This window comes from Alcaligenes sp. GCM10023179, from assembly GCF_042653705.1.
Classification (GTDB): Bacteria; Pseudomonadota; Gammaproteobacteria; order Burkholderiales; family Burkholderiaceae_B; genus Alcaligenes; species Alcaligenes phenolicus.
Map to the genome: position 1 here is coordinate 42,421 of NZ_JBHSIQ010000006.1, position 15,313 is coordinate 57,733.

Consider the following 15,313-nt stretch of genomic DNA (forward strand, 5'->3'; position numbering starts at 1 on the left):
AAGAATGAATCAAATTTTGAGGCAAATATGGGTCGTGTAACTTTGTCGTCGGATAGCTCCTGGGTCAAGCGGGATAAGCCTGGACGCCCGGAAGGGGTAGGTGACAACACGTCAGAGCGAATTCTGGACGCCGCCGAGGAAGAGTTTTCCGAGACTGGCTATGCCGGGACCACATTGCGCGTCATCGCTCAAAAGGCGGCTGTGACCCAAGCCTTGATCAACTACTACTTTGGTTCCAAATACGGCCTGTTTGAGGCCGTGTTCATCCGCCGAGGCAAAACCATTTCCGATGAACGTTTACGGCGCTTGCATGTTCTGCGCGATCAAGAGGGCAAGGTTCTGGTCGATGATGTGGTGCGCGCGTTTTTGGCACCCACGATAGCCTTGCGCGAGACACCCGGAGGCCGCCGCTTCTTGCGGCTGCAAGCACGTTTGCACACCGAGCCGGCCGAGATTTCCTACAAACTGCGTAATGAAGCCTACGACGGCTCAACACGTGCGTATGTGCAGATCCTGGAAGAAATATTGCCGGAGTTGCAGGCTAAAGATGTGTACTGGCGTGTGGTCCTGATGATTGGGGCCTATATGTATGCCTTCTCCGATACCCACCGGCTGGAAGAGCTGGCGCCAGGTATCTGTGACCCCAACAATACCGACGAGATTCTTGAGCAGATCATTGCCTTTGTCTCTGCCGGTTTGCTGGCTGCGCCGGTTGTCTTGCCTGGCAAGGCTTGAACCGGGCACCTGCATGTCGACCAGGGACCCTGTTGAACTCTTTGCATTGAAATGACACTTGTCCTTTCTCGCCATCAGGGCCGACGCCAGCAAATTTTGCTGGCGTTTTCGATTATTTAACCGGCGTACACAACTCCACCACAACACGCTCTGGCGTCTGCACATAAGACACCATCTGCCCCCATGGCTTGTTCTGTGGTGGCGCCAGTTCCGTGCCCCCTTCCGCCAGTGCCTTGGCATGAGCTGCAGGCACATCGTCGCAGACCAGGGCGATTTCAATGGCCAACGGCACGTCGGATGCGTGAGTCGACAAATGCCCTTTGGGGTAGTTCATGTAGGCCAGCATTTCCCCCGCAAAGGCCAAGGTGGTTTGGCCGGTTTCCAGCTCACCGTACAAGCCGGTTTCATGCAGCATTTTGGTGGACAAACCAAACGCGCGGTTAAAGTAATCCAGTGCCTGGCCGACGTCGGGAACGTAGATGATGGTGTAGCCAAATTTCATGGTGGGGCTCGATAGGAAAACGCAGGGCCAGTGCAAAAAAAATCGGCTCCCCGATTGTAGATGGGGAGCCGATTCTTTGATGGCTTAAACAGCCCGGTCAGGGTTTAAAGCTGACCGCGTTTTGTCAGTTCTGCCCTTACACCGGCACCGTAGGCAGGGTCTGCCTTGGTGAAGTGGCCCAGCTGACGCTCGATGATTTCCTTGGGAACACCCGCCATGGCGTCGGCAATATTGCTGAACAGACGCTGCTTTTCCTCGTCGTTGAACAGGCGGAACAGATTGCCGGGCTGCGAGTAGTAATCCTCATCCACGCGGTGATCCCAGTGATCTGCCGGCTGGCCGTCCAGCGCCAGAGGCGGTTCGCTACGGGGAGCCTGTTGCCATTCGCCTTGGCTGTTGGGCTCGTAGTTGATCGTGCCGCCGTTATTGTCGCCAGTACGCATGGCGCCATCGCGGTGGTAGCTGTGGAACGGGCAACGCGGTGCGTTCACTGGCAGCAGCCCGTGGTTCACGCCCAGACGGTAACGCTGGGTGTCGCCGTAGGAAAAGATACGACCTTGCAGCATGCGGTCGGGCGAGTGACCAATGCCGGGCACCAGGTTGGCAGGCGTAAAGGCGGCTTGCTCCACCTGGGCAAAGTAGTTGGTGGGGTTCTCGTTCAACTCCAGCATGCCCACATCGATCAGCGGGAAGTCGCCATGTGGCCAGACCTTGGTCACGTCAAAGGGGTTGATGTGGTAGGTGCGTGCCTGCTCTTCGGTCATGATCTGAATGCGCAGCGCCCAGCGAGGGAAGTTGCCCTTTTCAATGTTCTCGTACAGATCGCGCTGCGAACTCTCGCGGTCCTGGCCCACGACTTTGGCGGCTTCTTCATTGGTGTAGTTGGCAATGCCCTGCTGGGATTTGAAGTGGAACTTCACCCAGTGGCGCTCGCCCTTGTCGTTGATCAGGCTGTAGGTGTGCGAACCAAAGCCGTGCTGCTGGCGCAGGTTACAGGGCAAACCGCGGTCGCTCATCAAGATGGTGACCTGGTGCAAGGATTCGGGCGACAAGGACCAGAAATCCCAGGCGGCGCTCATATTGCGCAGGTGGCTGCGAGGGTCGCGTTTCTGTGTGTGGATGAAGTCGGGGAACTTCAGTGGATCCCGTATAAAGAAGACAGGAGTGTTATTGCCCACGAGGTCCCAGTTTCCGTCTTCTGTATAGAATTTGAGGGCAAATCCTCGAACGTCGCGTTCTGCATCGGCGGCTCCTGCTTCACCAGCTACGGTGGAAAAACGTAAGAAAACGGGGGTCTGGCTGCCTGGCTTGAAGACCTTGGCCATGCTGTACTGCGTGATGTCGTGCGTGACGGTAAAGGTACCGAAAGCGCCCGAGCCTTTGGCGTGTACGACACGCTCCGGGATGCGTTCTCGATCAAAGTGAGCCAGCTTCTCCAGCAGCCAATAATCCTGCATCAGGACGGGACCACGAGGGCCTGCCGTCATGGAGTTCTGGTTCTCCTCAACAGGGCGGCCAGCGGCGGTCGTCAGGGTTTTATTGCTCATTGTGTTTCTCCGTTGAAGCTGACCCGAACCGAGGGGGGGGCGGGTCGTTTTAAGAAGTTGAGATCAGTCTACTTGCCTTGGTCGAAATAGTTAAATCAAATGATTTTAGTGAACGTATAGCTTTTTGCTATCAAGACGGTTTTCATCCCGATCATAGCGGTAAGTAGAAACGCTGCGCATGAAATTTCTATGAGCAGAATCTGAAAAGTTGATAAATGTTTGTAAATACGGGCCTTTTACGCCGTTGGACAGAGTATTTCGGGCAGGTGTATCATCCACCCAGCCGCCTGCGGCGTACTGCGGTGTACTAAATGGGCCCAGCTTTGAGAAGCCCGTTTTCATGCCTTCTGCCCCTGGTCGGGGTGCCGCCTAGCAGGACTCAGGACAACGATAATTTATGAATTTTCCCCCCAAGACCGGTGGCCATTCCTTTGGCGACACCCTCTCTCACACAGCATCTACACGTGATGCCACCTTGCAAAAACTGGTGCTAGTGGTGGAAGACGAACCCGATATTGCCAGTGTGCTGGATGCCTATCTGCGCCGCGATGGCTTGCGTACAGCGATAGCGGGTGATGGGTTTCAGGCTTTGCAATTGTTCCGGGATCTGCGCCCGGACATGGTGTTGCTGGACATTCATCTGCCCGGTGTGGACGGGTTGGATGTATTGCGTGCCATCCGTAACGCGGGTCAAACCCCGGTGATCCTGGTCACGGCATTGGCCGATGATGTGGACAAGCTTCTGGGCCTGCGTTTGGGGGCGGATGACTATGTCATCAAGCCTTTTAATCCGGCGGAGGTGGTGGCCCGTGTCCGCGCCGTGCTGCGACGCAGCGGCGCTGTTGCACCCAGCACTCGTATCCGTGTGGGTAGCCTGGAAATTGATGAGCAGGATCACGTGGCCTTGGTGCATGTGGAGGGGGATCGGGTTGTGCCCTTGCCGCTGACCGTCACGGAATTTCGCTTGCTGGCCTGCCTGGCGGCCCAGCCGCGTCGTTGCTTTTCCCGTAACTATCTGATTGAGCAATGTTTGCCTGAAAGTAATGCGATGGAGCGGGTGATTGACTCCCACATCTCCAAGTTAAGACGCAAACTGCAGGTGGTAGGCCAGGGCGAGCTGGTCGAGGCCGTACGTGGAGTGGGCTATCGCTTATGGCGCGAATACTAGACCGAATCTGGGTTCGCTTTGGCTTGGCGGTGGCCATCGCGATTGTGGTCACCCTGTCTGTGCTGGCCATCACCCAGCTGCTGTTCTGGAAGTACGAGGAGGATCGCTTTTACCGCTCTCTTCCCACCGATATTCGCCTGGAGTATGACCAGCTTGTGGTGCAGGGTCTGGAAGAAGGCCCACGTGCCATGCAGATTTATGGCGAGTACTGGCAGGGTGATCCCTGGACTCGCGAATACCTGACCTTGCTTTTTACTCTGATGATAGGCCTGCCCTTTGGGCTGGTGTCGGGGTTTTGGGTATCGCGCCGGGTAATGCAGCCTCTGGAGTCCATGGCGGAGGCGGCCAACCGGGTGGCGGTAGGCGACTTTACCGTGCGTGCGCATGAAGGCCAGGCACGCGGTGAAATGGCCGAGATGGTGCGCGACTTCAATCACATGATTGATTCGCTGGAAGCGTTGGACCGTGAACGGCGCATGACGGTGGCCTCTTTGTCGCACGAGCTGCGCACCCCTTTGGCGGTGTTAAGTGCCCGCTTGCACGCTATTGTGGATGGGGTCATTCCCGGCACCGAGCAGGAAATGCACGGCTTGTTACAGCAATCTTTGCATCTGGGCCGTTTGGTCAGCGATCTGCATACGATTTCCCTGGCCTCTGCGGGGCGATTGTCCTTGTATTGCGAGCAACTGGATCTGGTGCCGCTGGTGGCGGAAGAACTGGATCGTTTTGATGCCCGCCTGCAGGAAAAGGGTTTTGAGCTGGAGGCTGACTTGCCGCCAGTGCCTGCTTGCGTCCTGGTGGACCCGGACCGTTTGCGGCAGATTATTGGCAATTTGCTGGAGAACTGTCTTCGCTACGCCGCCCAAGGGCGCTGGGTGGGGATTTCGCTGGAGCTTAGCGAAGGCCATGCCACCTTGTCGATTAATGATGCGGGCCCCGGCTTGCCTGAATCCATGCGTGACCGCCCTTTCGAACGCTTTGCTCAAGAACCGGGCAGCAAACGCCATGTTTCGGGTTTGGGCCTGTCGATTGTGCAGGCGCTGGTTGAACAGCAAGGCGGCACTGTCATCGTTGGAACCTCCAAACGGGGTGGTGCCAGCGTACAAATGCGCTTTCCGCTGGTGAATCGCAGCACGGCGAATTAAGCCGCATTTCTATCTCCATCATTTCTCCATCATTTGTGCACGGCTACGCAACGTGGCCCGTGCATGCTGTAGCCATCTCTTATTTCGTGCTTGGGAGTGGCTGCCCTGTTGTCCATTCTTCGTCTTTTTCCGGCGCTATGGTGTGCCGCCTTACTGTCGGGTTGCTTTGCGCCTCTCGTCCCGGATTTGTCGCGCCCCCAGGCGCAGGAGTGGGATAGCCAGGTCGCCAATGAAGGGCCAGTGGTTGAGCTACGTGCCTGGTGGCATGTGCTGGGCGACCCGCAGCTGGACGCCTTGGTACAAGAGGCCCTGGCCCAGAATCTGGATCTGGCGCAAATGTTCAGCCGTGTTCAGGGTGAACGCCAGATCACCGAGCGCTGGAGCAGCAAATTTCTGCCCGCTTTGAATGCGGACGCCCATCCGGTGCAGGACGTACCCGCACAGGATATGTATTTCCATGCGAGCCTGGATATGGTGTGGGAGCTGGGCCTGTTTGGTGCCATGGAAAATGCCCGGCTGAAAGCGATGGCGGATCTGGGCTATGCACAGGCTGACTTGCAAAGCATGCGCGTGACGGTCATCGCCTCCGTGGTACGCAATTACATGGACCTGGCTCAAGCCCGTCGTCAACAAGCCTTGCTGGAAGAGACGGCCAAGCTGGATGAACAGGCCCTGTCCTTGGCTCAAGTGCGCTGGCAAACCCATCTGGGTTCATACGAGGCGCTGGAGCAGGCCCGCCTGACCCAGACTCAAACCAGGGATCAGTACCTGAACTTGCAAGAGCGTGCGGATCGAGCCGCTCGTGCCCTGGCTTTGCTGTTGGGGCGTGATCAACCTGATTTTCTGTGGGCAATGGGTGCCCAGGCGCGCTTGCCTCAAACATTTACCTTGCGCCAAGTACCGGCGGATCTGGTTCGTATTCGACCCGACATCAGCATGGCCCAGGCCGAGGTGTTGCAGGCTGCCGCCCAAGTCGGAGTAGCGCGTTCGGCTCTGTACCCTCGACTGCGTTTGGGCGGCTCCATCCTGTATTCCTACAACATCACCCGCAATATGCGCACCAGCACGGATTCGGTGCCGTCTATTGGTCCCATGCTGGATATCCCTCTGTGGGATTGGGGGGCACGTCGTGCCCGTGTGCGGGCTAGCGAAAAGGAGCTGGATGCCGCCTTGCTGGGCTATCGCAAAGCGGTGGTCACGGCGGTATCTGAAGTGGAGCAGTCCTTGGCAGCGTTGGTGAATCAGCAAAGCCGTATTCAAACCTTGCAGCAAGCCAGCCAGGTGCTGCGACAGGGGCAAATACGTCAACAAACCTTGGTAGGCCTGGGCCTGTCCAGCGAACTGGAGTTACTGCAGGCGCGCCGTGCCCATTTGAAGGCGCAGGCTGATCTGGAACTGGCACAGGATAGCCGTGTGCTGGCGTTTGTGGCTTTGTACAAGGCTTTGGGCGGTGCGCCTTTGCCGCAAGAGCAAGAGCCATGATCGCACTGGCACGTAAAACCCTGGTTTACGAGTGGCGGCGCTTTGTCCCCGTCGTGCTGGCTGTGGGCTTTTCCGGCTTGATGCTGGTGGCGCAAGCGGCCTTGGTGCTGGGGATTTTTGGGACAGCGGCCATTTACGTCAAAGCCTCGTCGGCGGACTTGTGGGTGGGCTATCCCGGTACACAAAGCGTGAATTTCGGGCAGTCCATTGACCCCGATGTGGCCATGCGTTTGCGCATGGACCCCGATGTGCTTGACGTCGAACCCTATGAATGGGTGGATGGTGATTGGCGGGCCCAAGCCAGTGATAGCGGCAGCGTTTCGGTTTATTTGTCGGGCGTGTCGGTCAGTGACGGGGCCATGATGTTTGACCAGCTATTAGGTGCCGATATGCGCGCTCGTTTACGGGAACCCGGTGCGGTGATTGTGGACGAGGCGGATCTGCAGACCTTGGGATTGAATCGAGATGTCAGCCGCGCCTGGATCAATGGCAAACCGGTTCGTGTCGTGGGCTTGCTGCGCGGTTTGCGGGGTTTGGGTGGTGTGAATGTGTTGGCTTCAGTGGATACCGCCCGAGAGGTCAAGGGGGAGCCTGATATGCGTGGCAGTACGTATTACGTGGCTCGCACTCGCATCGCCCCCGAGCTGGTGCAGGCCAGGCTTAACGATGGCACAACGGCTTTTGGTCCCTATGAAGTCTGGACGGCTGACCAGTTTGCCTCACGCTCGCAACGCTACTGGTTGCTGGATACCGGCGCAGGCATGGCGGTGTTGTTCATGGCCTTGATTGTGTGTCTTGTTGGCGCCGTGATTACGAACCAGTCCTTTGCCGCAGTGGTGGCCGGGTCTGCCCGCGAATACGCCACCTTGAATGCCTTGGGAGCCAGCCGTACGGCGTTGGCCAGGGTGGTGATCGAGCAGTCGTGCATGGTGGGTGGAATGGGTATGGTGCTGGCCGCGGTGATCAGTTCAGCACTGTTGGCCCTGGCAGCTTTGTATCACGTACCGGTCGCGATGACCCCTTTAGTGGCACTGGCCTGCGCCGTGCTGGTAGGCCTGATGTCCTTGCTCTCCAGTGTGATGGCAGTCCGTGTCTTGTGGCGTACCGATCCGTCCCTGCTCTTGCGCTGATTCAGGAAAACAGACCATGACTACGTCCTTGCCCCCGAGTGGCGAACCCAGCCTGAATGCCCTTGCCCTGGGTAAATCCTTTTTGACGGGGGTAGTGCAACTGCGTGTGCTCAATCGCCTGTCGTTGGCGGTTCATGCAGGCGAGCTGACCTTGGTGTCCGGCCCGTCCGGTTGCGGCAAAAGTACCTTGCTGGCCTTGCTATCCGGGCTGCAGCAACCCGATGAGGGGCAGGCCTTTGCCTTGGGCCAGAACCTGGCAGAAATGAGCCGCCGTGAACGGGATGATTTCCGCCTGCAGCACACCGGCTTTGTGTTCCAGGGCTTCAACTTGTTTCCCGCGCTGACCGCACAGGAGCAAGTGCAATTGCCCTTGGGCTATTTGGGCATGAACGCCCCTACCAGTGCAGAGCTGGCGTATCAGGCTTTGGAAGAGGTAGGGCTGCTGCATCGCGCGCATATGCGTCCGGCGCAGCTATCGGGCGGGGAAAAGCAGCGGGTGGCCATTGCCCGGGCGATTGCCAAGACGCCGCAGCTCCTGTTTGCCGATGAACCTACCAGTGCTCTGGATGCCGAGAACGGGCAGCGTGTCGTGGACATCTTGCACCGCTTCGCCCGCAAGCATCGCGCCACCGTGCTGTGTGTCAGTCATGACCCACGTGTGGTTCGTCACGCAGATCGGGTGGTGGGCATGGAAGACGGGGCTATTCGCAGTGATCGGCGTAGTCCGGAACATACACAGGAGTGAAATGATGATGAATGCGTCTCCAGGACGCTGGCGCTGGGCCTTGATTGCGGCATGTGTGATGTTGGCAGCGTGCTCCAAACGCCCCCCGGAACCTCTTGTACAGACCGCTTCCAGTGGATTGCGTGACATTGCCATTGCGCGTGGCAAGGTAGAGGTGGAAGGCGGCCTGCTCAAGCTGGCAATGCCGGTATCCGGCGTGGTGTCCGAACAGGCGGTGCGTGAAGGCGATACGGTGCAAGTGGGCCAATCCTTGTTTGCTTTGCGTGATGGTGTAGAGCTGGCGCAAGTAGAGACTGCCCAGGCCCGTCTGGCCTTGGCCCAGGCACGTTTGCGTGCCGCCCAGGCTGCCCTGCCCGCCGTGCAGCAAGCTGCTCAGCGTTATGCCACGGCGGCACGCGCTGGCGCGGCTCAGCCCCAACAGGCGGACCAGGCTCAGCAACGATTGCGGCAGGCCCGTACCGAAGTCGAGATTGCCCAGGCAGATGTGGAGCTGGCGCGCGCTCAGGGCAAGCAGCAAAAGGCTCAATTGGCGCAGTTTGCATTGCTCGCTCCCGAGGCCGGTGAGATTGTCAGTCTTGCTGTCCGTCAGGGCAGTTTTGTACAAGCCGGGGAGGTGATGGCCACGCTGTTGCCCGCCCGTCCCTTGCAATTGCGAGTGGAGCTGAATGCGGCCTATGTGGAACAGGTCAAGGTGGGCATGAAAGCCCGTGTGGTCTTTGATACCGAAGGCAGTGGTCAAACGACTGCCCTGCCTTCGGCCCATGTGCTGCGTATCAGCCCGGTCTACGGTGAAGGCCGTTTGCAGGACGACTCCCAGCGCGGCCCGGTGCGTGTGGTCGAGGCCGTGCTGGCTTTTGATGAAGCGGCTCAGGCTCGGGTAGGACAGAACGTCAGGGTGATTTTCCATGAATGAAATGCTCCTTAATTACAAATCCGCCATGCAAACAGGGCAGTGGCGAATACAGTGCGACTTTGACGGCACGATCAGCCTGCAGGATGTGGCCGACACCTTGCTGAATCGGCACGGCATGCCCGGCTGGCAGGAGCTGGAGGAGGCGTGGGAGCGTGGCGAGATTGGCTCGCACGATTGCATGTGCGGGCAAGTTGCCTTGCTGGACATGAGTGTGGCCGAGCTGCACAGCTGTCTGGATGAGGTTGGAATTGACCCGTTTTTTGCGCAGTTTGTTGCTGTCACCAAGCGCTTGGGTGTGCCCTTGCAGATCGTCAGTGATGGTCTGGATTATGCCATTCACTACCTGCTGGGCCGCGAAGGCTTACGCGGCTTGCCGGTGCTGGCTAATTGTCTGGAAGTGCAGGGGCCACGTCGCTGGCGGCTGGATACGCCTTGGCACAGGCTGGATTGCGCCAGTGCGAATTGCAAGTGTGGCCATCTGTCCCAGGCACATGCTCAGAGCCAGCGCGTGCTGTACATCGGCGATGGCAGCTCGGATTTTTGTGTGGCGGCCAAGGCGGATTTTGTTCTGGCTAAAGGTCGTTTGCAGGACTATTGCCAGGAGCGCGGTATTGCGCATACCCCTTTCGAGGACTTCAGCCAGGCGATCGCCCTGCTGCCCTCCTTGCTGCACACTCCGGATTTAAGGTCAGTGGTATGAGTGACGCGGCTTTGCACCCGGCTTTCTCCAGCCTGCCTGAATTGGCTGAACAAGGTCTGACGTCTCGACCGGACGAACTGTTGTCGCATGAGTATTTGCTGTGGGGCCACGGCGCACATGCGCGCACTGGCGTGCTGCTGATTCATGGCTTGACGGGCACACCGAATGAAATGCGTGTGCTGGCCCGAGGGCTGAATCGTCAGGGTTTTACGGTCTACGCGGTGCAGTTGGCAGGACATTGCGGGTCCATGGATCAACTGGTGTCGACACGCTGGCAAAACTGGCTGAGCAGCGTCTGTCGTGGTGCCGATTTGCTGGCGCGTTATGTAGATCGTGTGGTGGCCGGTGGCCTGTCCATGGGGGCGGTACTGGCTCTGGGGCTGGCTCAGCGGCGTCCCGAGCAAATATCGGGGGTGGTGGCTCTGTCCCCCACCTTTCGTTATGACGGCTGGAGCATGCCCACGTACACCAAGTTCTCTTTCATCCTGCCTTGGTTACGGGCCTTGGGTATTGGCCGACGCAGTGTGTTCATGGAGCAGCCTCCTTATGGCATCAAGGACGAAGCCTTGCGGGCACGCATCGTCAGTCAGATGAATAGTGGAGACAGTGCCGCTGCCGGTTTACCCGGGAACCCTTGGTGGGCCGTGATCGAGATGCATGCCTTGTCGGCGCGGGTACGCAAGAACCTGGACAAGGTGCGTGCACCCTGCCTGGTCATGCATGCCCAGCATGATGATATTGCCGCAGTCGGAAATGCCTACGAGATCGTGGATGGCGTGCGTCACGCGCCGGTGGAATTGTGCTTGCTGCAGGACAGCTATCACATGATTACCATTGATCGCGAACGCAGGCAGGTGATTGCGCGCGTGGTGGATTTTGTGACGGCTATTGATGCTGCTGGCTGTGGGACCCGGCGGTCATGAGCCCTTTGGTGATTGCTTTGTGGATCTGCAATGTGCTGGTCGATAGCGGTGGGCAATTGGCTTTCAAAGCGGCTGCCGCGGATCCAGGTGACAGGCAGGGGCTGGACCGTTGGCAGCGCATGTTCAGCCGCCCTTGGCTTTGGGTGGGAATAGCCTGCTACCTCGTTGAGTTTGTTGTGTGGCTGGCCTTCTTGTCTTTAGTGCCCTTGTCCGATGGTGTCTTGATGGGCTCGATCAGCATTGTGATCGTGATGCTGTTTGGCCGCATCTTGTTTGGGGAAAGCCTGACGCCTTTACGGGTGCTGGGGATTTTGCTGGTGTCGATTGGTGTGGGTATTGTGGGCTTGAAAGGCTAGGAGGCCGATATGCGGCGTTTTTATATCATCGGTTTTCTGGTTCTGCTGGCTTTCGACACTTTGGCGCAGATCAGCTTCAAGCTGGCCGGAGAGCATGCTTTGCCTTTGCAGGCATCCTGGGAATGGCTGGCGCGGGTCTTTAGCCAGCCGTGGATTTATGGCGCCTTCATCGGCTATATCGGCACCTTTTTCTGCTGGCTGACCTTGCTCAAGAAGGCCCCCATAGGCCCGGCTTTTGCCGCGTCACATCTGGAGATTGTGGCGGTGCTGGCGGTATCGGCGTATTTGTTCAACGAGCAAATTGCCTGGCCACAGATTCTGGGAACCCTCTTTATCTTGGGCGGTATTGTGTGTCTGGCACTTAGCGAGTCCAAACAGGCGCAGCAACACAAGTCAGTTTGAGTACCTGCAATACAAGAAGCCCCCTTGGGGGCACAAACCGAAGGTGAAGCTTGGGGACCGCCGGGCTGCACCAAGGCTCGGCGCCCCTGGCAAAAAAGCTCCCCTCAGGCAGGAGCCCGGACACACAGTGCCCATTGCGGACTGCTATGAGCCAGTCGATTCCGAGCAGCATGCAGGCCGTAAGGGAGATCTGGAGGATTTTTACCGGAGCTCGTGCAGCCAGCGAGTCAGCTGTAGATTGAACTCATGCTGGCGTGCCTGCCAACGTGGCAGATCAGCTTGCTGGCGTTCGGTGCTTTGCCCGTCTGCTGTGCTTAGCCAGCGCTTCCAGGCACTGCGGTACTGCCAGGTAGAGACATCGCCCGTCACGTCGCTGCCTATGATGCGTCCGCGCACGGCTTTGAGCAGACTGCGCAGATGCGGCTCCTGCATTTTCCCTTGATCCCAATTGGTGCGCAGAACCTCGGGGGCGAAGACGTCCTTATCAATGCTGACGTACACCTGCCTGGGGGACTGGGCCAGATGTTCGCTGGCTGCAAGTACCAGCGTGTCCAGATCCGGGAATCGGCGAAAGCAGGAGGCCAGCCCCAGCCGGCTGGCCCATTTCACGTTTACCCCACTACTCCAGTACGTGACCTTGCGGGCGTAGAGCGCACCCAGATGGTGTTCCCAAACATGGCCAAAGCCTATGTCTCCGGAGGTAATGCCGATCACATGCACTTGGGCCACTTGCGTCAGCTTGGCCACTTCATGCACCCAGGAGCCGCAATGGATGCCCCAGGGAAAGCGCATATTGTCGGGGTGGTTATCCAGCACCACGACATCCACTGGCTGTTCCTGCTTGGACAGGCAGCGCAGAATCAGCGGCCAGCTCAAGTGATGGAAGTCCCCGCTACCCAGAAACACAGGCCCATGTGCTCCAGGTTCGGGCATGGCGGGTGTCAGCTGTTTCATACCTTCAAACAGGGTGTGGCGTCTGCATCCAAAGCGTAATGCCTCGCGCCAGTCCTCGCTTAGTGCCAGGCGGATTTCACCGGGCAAGGGGCCAACCGAGCTGTCCGTATCCAGTACGACAGGCGGGCGGATCAGGTCGCTTTCAGCCATGTTTTGTCCATTTCAAAGTGTCCCAGCAAGCGCCGAGCAAGGGCGCGCAAGACCGGGTTACGCACGTAAATCAGATGACGCGTTGGGGTAAAGTCCGCGCCCAGCAGCGCTTTGACGCCGGGGTCCGTCCAGCCCGCAATGTAGTGGCTAAGGCCCTGCGCCAGTGCGTATTCCAGGTTCACCATCCAGCTGACGAAATACAGACTGAGCTCCCGCGAGCCGGGATAGGACAGCCCTATGTATTTGTCGACCAATCGGCCCTCATGCTCAAAGCACAGATTCCAGCCAATCAACTCATTGGAGTCCGCGCGGTAGTACTCGAAAACCAGTCCTTTGGATGACTCATCGCGCAGCACCGACGCCAGAAACTCCTTGCTGAGCAGGTCAAAGTGAATCTCGCTTTGGGCATACACGCTGCGGTACAAGGTGTAGTACTGATCGACTCGTTGCTCGCTGGCAAAAGCTTTGCCGGTTTGGACTTGTTCAATACGAAGCTGATTGCGCTTGCGCAGCTTGCGGGTCAGGTAGCGACGCGCATCTTTGGGCAGGCGGGACAGGTAGGTATCCGTATCGGGGAAATCAATGCGTACATAGGCCAGCGCCTGGCCTTGCAGCGGGATAAAACCCTGTTCCACGCAAGCGCTGACCAGGGCATTGGTCTGCGCATTGGCGTGGGCACTTAATAAGGGCGAGTCTGCCGGCAAGTCCTTGATGATAGTCAGCGCATAGTGTCGCCCAAGCTTGTCGCGCACGGTTTTGGCAAGCCCCTGCACATCGGGCTCGGAAGGCAGCCAGGCGTATTCGCTGACGGTCGTGCCGACAAAGGCAGTACGTACCGTCAGGAAACGCTGCCACCACGAGTGACCCGGCCAACGACGCACCCGTTCCTTGAGTGCATCATCAGCCGTGGTCAACAGCTCAAACGGTGCCTGGAAGGCAGGCATGGGCAGCTCGTCCAGTGCCGTAAACCCCTCGGGGGGATAGGACAGGAAGCGCTGCACCAGTCCTGCTGGTTCTAGTGCGTTCAGCAAGCGTGGCTTCATTGAGACTGCTTGGCGCGGGTGATCAGCTGATCGAGCAGAACCATGGCTTCGTCGATCTCGCTGCGCGTAATGTTCAGCGATGGAGCGAAGGTGATTACGTTCTTGTAATAGCCGCCTACGTCCAGCACCAGGCCGCGCTTTTCGCCCTGGTAATCCAGATCACCTGCCAGGCCGATATCCACCATGCGATCGAGCAGTGCCTTGTTGGGAGTGAAGCCATCGGTCGTGCAGATTTCTGCGCGCAGGGCCAGCCCCAGGCCGTCCACATCACCAATTTCGGGATGACGTTTCTGCAGATCGCGCAGCCCGTCCAGGAAGTAGGCGCCGGAGTCACGGACCTGTCGACCAAAATCAACTTCGTGCGTCATCTTCATGACTTCCAGACCAACGGCCGTACCCAGCGGGTTGGAGGCAAAGGTCGAGTGGGTGGAGCCGGGTGGGAACACGGTGGGGTTGATCAGTTCTTCACGAGCCCAGATACCGGATAGTGGGTTCAGACCGTTGGTCAGGGCCTTACCAAATACCAGCACATCAGGCGTGATGCCAAAGTTCTCGATTGACCATAGCGTGCCGGTACGCCAGAAGCCCATCTGAATCTCATCGACCACCATCAAAATGCCGTGCTGGTCCAGGACCTGCTTCAGACCTTTGAAGAAGTTGGCAGGTGGCACTACATAACCGCCGGTGCCCTGAATGGGCTCCACATAGAACGCGGCGTACTCGCACTGGTTGGTTTTGGGGTCCCAGATGGCGTGGTACTCGTTCTCGAACTTGCGGGCAAAATCACGCACGATGGAGTCCGCGTACTCTTCGGACGTCATACCTTTGGGGCGACGGAAAGGGTATGGGAAGGGAATGAACTGGGCGCGGTCACCAAAGTGGCCGTAGCGGCGGCGGTAACGGTAGCTGGAGGTAATGCCCGAGGCACCCAGGGTACGGCCGTGGTAACCCCCTTCAAAGGCGAACATCAGGCTCTTGCCTTGGGAGGCGTTGCGTACCAGTTTCAGGGAGTCTTCCACCGCCTGTGCGCCACCCACGTTGAAGTGCACGCGGCCAGCCTGGCCCCATTTTTGCTCGGCGTCCTGAGCAATAAAGCGGGCCAGTTCGATCTTGGTGGGGTGCAGATATTGGCTGGCGACCTGTGGCAAAGTGTCCAGCTGATTGCGCAGGGCATCGTCCAGACGCTTGTTGCGGTAGCCAAAGTTCACGGCCGAATACCACATTTGCAAGTCCAGATAGGATTTGCCGTCGTCGTCAAACAAATAGCTGCCGTCGCAGCCAGTAAAGACTTTAGGTGGGTCTACGTAGTGAACGGTATCGCCAAATGAGCAGTAACGGGCTTCGTCAGCCAGCAGGTTTTTGATGTCGAGGGACATTGAGAGAGTGCTCCTGAAAAGAGTGCCACCTCAATGTACGAA

17 protein-coding genes are annotated in these 15,313 nt (G+C 58.3%); 11 read left to right on the forward strand and 6 right to left on the reverse strand.

All coding sequences use genetic code 11. The annotated features are described in order from the left end of the window. The first annotated feature begins 27 nt into the window (after window positions 1–27). Window positions 28–735 (forward strand): TetR/AcrR family transcriptional regulator, encoded by a 708-nt coding sequence (locus ACFPDR_RS17225; protein WP_268378748.1) that lies wholly within the window; start codon window positions 28–30, stop codon window positions 733–735. 112 nt (window positions 736–847) lie between these two features. Here ACFPDR_RS17225 and ACFPDR_RS17230 read toward each other — a convergent pair whose 3' ends face one another. The 3 genes from ACFPDR_RS17230 to ACFPDR_RS17240 all read right to left on the reverse strand — a co-directional run bounded on the left by ACFPDR_RS17230 (window position 848) and on the right by ACFPDR_RS17240 (window position 3,126). Further along, window positions 848–1,237: a VOC family protein gene (locus ACFPDR_RS17230; protein WP_060186797.1), complete on the reverse strand. Its 390-nt coding sequence runs from the start codon at window positions 1,235–1,237 to the stop codon at window positions 848–850. A 104-nt stretch (window positions 1,238–1,341) separates the two neighbouring features. After that, window positions 1,342–2,784 (reverse strand): catalase, encoded by a 1,443-nt coding sequence (locus ACFPDR_RS17235; protein WP_063690085.1) that lies wholly within the window; start codon window positions 2,782–2,784, stop codon window positions 1,342–1,344. Window positions 2,785–2,889: 105 nt separating this feature from the next. Then, window positions 2,890–3,126 carry a hypothetical protein gene (locus tag ACFPDR_RS17240; protein ID WP_247966221.1) on the reverse strand — a complete coding sequence of 79 codons (237 nt, stop codon included), beginning with the start codon at window positions 3,124–3,126 and terminating at the stop codon, window positions 2,890–2,892. 55 nt (window positions 3,127–3,181) lie between these two features. On the opposite strand from ACFPDR_RS17240, the gene ACFPDR_RS17245 reads away from it, so the two are divergent. The 10 genes from ACFPDR_RS17245 (at window position 3,182) to ACFPDR_RS17290 (ending at window position 11,748) form a co-directional block, all read left to right on the forward strand. Then, a complete protein-coding gene (locus ACFPDR_RS17245; RefSeq protein WP_080747977.1) occupies window positions 3,182–3,952 on the forward strand; it encodes a response regulator in 771 nt (256 codons plus the stop codon). After that, window positions 3,937–5,097 carry a sensor histidine kinase gene (locus ACFPDR_RS17250; protein ID WP_376911601.1) on the forward strand — a complete coding sequence of 387 codons (1,161 nt, stop codon included), beginning with the start codon at window positions 3,937–3,939 and terminating at the stop codon, window positions 5,095–5,097. The genes ACFPDR_RS17245 and ACFPDR_RS17250 overlap by 16 nt, the downstream gene beginning before the upstream one ends. A 108-nt stretch (window positions 5,098–5,205) precedes the next feature. Continuing rightward, the gene (locus tag ACFPDR_RS17255; protein ID WP_376911603.1) at window positions 5,206–6,579 is read left to right on the forward strand and encodes an efflux transporter outer membrane subunit; all 1,374 of its coding nucleotides are present in this window, start codon (window positions 5,206–5,208) and stop codon (window positions 6,577–6,579) included. Next, a complete protein-coding gene (locus ACFPDR_RS17260; RefSeq protein ID WP_376911605.1) occupies window positions 6,576–7,709 on the forward strand; it encodes an ABC transporter permease in 1,134 nt (377 codons plus the stop codon). The genes ACFPDR_RS17255 and ACFPDR_RS17260 overlap by 4 nt, the downstream gene beginning before the upstream one ends. Window positions 7,710–7,725: 16 nt before the next feature. Beyond that, a complete protein-coding gene (locus tag ACFPDR_RS17265; protein WP_376911606.1) occupies window positions 7,726–8,454 on the forward strand; it encodes an ABC transporter ATP-binding protein in 729 nt (242 codons plus the stop codon). Between the two features lies 1 nt (window position 8,455). Continuing rightward, window positions 8,456–9,367 (forward strand): efflux RND transporter periplasmic adaptor subunit, encoded by a 912-nt coding sequence (locus tag ACFPDR_RS17270; RefSeq protein WP_052159257.1) that lies wholly within the window; start codon window positions 8,456–8,458, stop codon window positions 9,365–9,367. After that, a complete protein-coding gene (locus ACFPDR_RS17275; protein ID WP_239054924.1) occupies window positions 9,360–10,067 on the forward strand; it encodes an MtnX-like HAD-IB family phosphatase in 708 nt (235 codons plus the stop codon). The genes ACFPDR_RS17270 and ACFPDR_RS17275 overlap by 8 nt, the downstream gene beginning before the upstream one ends. Next, window positions 10,064–10,990 (forward strand): alpha/beta hydrolase, encoded by a 927-nt coding sequence (locus tag ACFPDR_RS17280; protein WP_239054925.1) that lies wholly within the window; start codon window positions 10,064–10,066, stop codon window positions 10,988–10,990. Before ACFPDR_RS17275 ends, ACFPDR_RS17280 begins: the two co-directional genes overlap by 4 nt. Beyond that, window positions 10,987–11,346: an EamA family transporter gene (locus tag ACFPDR_RS17285; protein ID WP_035269496.1), complete on the forward strand. Its 360-nt coding sequence runs from the start codon at window positions 10,987–10,989 to the stop codon at window positions 11,344–11,346. Before ACFPDR_RS17280 ends, ACFPDR_RS17285 begins: the two co-directional genes overlap by 4 nt. Before the next feature lie 9 nt (window positions 11,347–11,355). Then, entirely contained in the window at window positions 11,356–11,748 is a 393-nt protein-coding gene (locus tag ACFPDR_RS17290) for a DMT family transporter (RefSeq protein ID WP_035269494.1), read from the forward strand. Between the two features lie 201 nt (window positions 11,749–11,949). On the opposite strand, the gene ACFPDR_RS17295 is transcribed toward ACFPDR_RS17290, so the two are convergent. From ACFPDR_RS17295 to ACFPDR_RS17305, 3 genes are read right to left on the reverse strand one after another with little or no spacing between them, the layout of a single operon-like run. Then, a complete protein-coding gene (locus ACFPDR_RS17295; protein ID WP_239054926.1) occupies window positions 11,950–12,852 on the reverse strand; it encodes a hypothetical protein in 903 nt (300 codons plus the stop codon). Continuing rightward, window positions 12,834–13,895, reverse strand: a complete 1,062-nt coding sequence (locus ACFPDR_RS17300; RefSeq protein ID WP_035269491.1) for a peptidogalycan biosysnthesis protein — start codon at window positions 13,893–13,895, stop codon at window positions 12,834–12,836. Before ACFPDR_RS17300 ends, ACFPDR_RS17295 begins: the two co-directional genes overlap by 19 nt. After that, complete coding sequence (locus ACFPDR_RS17305) at window positions 13,892–15,271, reverse strand: aspartate aminotransferase family protein (RefSeq protein WP_035269489.1); 1,380 nt, start codon at window positions 15,269–15,271, stop codon at window positions 13,892–13,894. Before ACFPDR_RS17305 ends, ACFPDR_RS17300 begins: the two co-directional genes overlap by 4 nt. Between the last annotated feature and the right edge of the window lie 42 nt (window positions 15,272–15,313).

What these genes read in the sequence shown, in the direction of transcription:
- ACFPDR_RS17225 (WP_268378748.1), top strand. Translation starts at nt 28, where the DNA reads ATGGGTCGTGTAACTTTGTCGTCGGATAGCTCCTGGGTCAAGCGGGAT.
- ACFPDR_RS17230 (WP_060186797.1), bottom strand. Translation starts at nt 1,237, where the DNA reads ATGAAATTTGGCTACACCATCATCTACGTTCCCGACGTCGGCCAGGCA.
- ACFPDR_RS17235 (WP_063690085.1), bottom strand. Translation starts at nt 2,784, where the DNA reads ATGAGCAATAAAACCCTGACGACCGCCGCTGGCCGCCCTGTTGAGGAG.
- ACFPDR_RS17240 (WP_247966221.1), bottom strand. Translation starts at nt 3,126, where the DNA reads ATGAAAACGGGCTTCTCAAAGCTGGGCCCATTTAGTACACCGCAGTAC.
- ACFPDR_RS17245 (WP_080747977.1), top strand. Translation starts at nt 3,182, where the DNA reads ATGAATTTTCCCCCCAAGACCGGTGGCCATTCCTTTGGCGACACCCTC.
- ACFPDR_RS17250 (WP_376911601.1), top strand. Translation starts at nt 3,937, where the DNA reads ATGGCGCGAATACTAGACCGAATCTGGGTTCGCTTTGGCTTGGCGGTG.
- ACFPDR_RS17260 (WP_376911605.1), top strand. Translation starts at nt 6,576, where the DNA reads ATGATCGCACTGGCACGTAAAACCCTGGTTTACGAGTGGCGGCGCTTT.
- ACFPDR_RS17265 (WP_376911606.1), top strand. Translation starts at nt 7,726, where the DNA reads ATGACTACGTCCTTGCCCCCGAGTGGCGAACCCAGCCTGAATGCCCTT.
- ACFPDR_RS17270 (WP_052159257.1), top strand. Translation starts at nt 8,456, where the DNA reads ATGATGATGAATGCGTCTCCAGGACGCTGGCGCTGGGCCTTGATTGCG.
- ACFPDR_RS17275 (WP_239054924.1), top strand. Translation starts at nt 9,360, where the DNA reads ATGAATGAAATGCTCCTTAATTACAAATCCGCCATGCAAACAGGGCAG.
- ACFPDR_RS17280 (WP_239054925.1), top strand. Translation starts at nt 10,064, where the DNA reads ATGAGTGACGCGGCTTTGCACCCGGCTTTCTCCAGCCTGCCTGAATTG.
- ACFPDR_RS17285 (WP_035269496.1), top strand. Translation starts at nt 10,987, where the DNA reads ATGAGCCCTTTGGTGATTGCTTTGTGGATCTGCAATGTGCTGGTCGAT.
- ACFPDR_RS17290 (WP_035269494.1), top strand. Translation starts at nt 11,356, where the DNA reads ATGCGGCGTTTTTATATCATCGGTTTTCTGGTTCTGCTGGCTTTCGAC.
- ACFPDR_RS17295 (WP_239054926.1), bottom strand. Translation starts at nt 12,852, where the DNA reads ATGGCTGAAAGCGACCTGATCCGCCCGCCTGTCGTACTGGATACGGAC.
- ACFPDR_RS17300 (WP_035269491.1), bottom strand. Translation starts at nt 13,895, where the DNA reads ATGAAGCCACGCTTGCTGAACGCACTAGAACCAGCAGGACTGGTGCAG.
- ACFPDR_RS17305 (WP_035269489.1), bottom strand. Translation starts at nt 15,271, where the DNA reads ATGTCCCTCGACATCAAAAACCTGCTGGCTGACGAAGCCCGTTACTGC.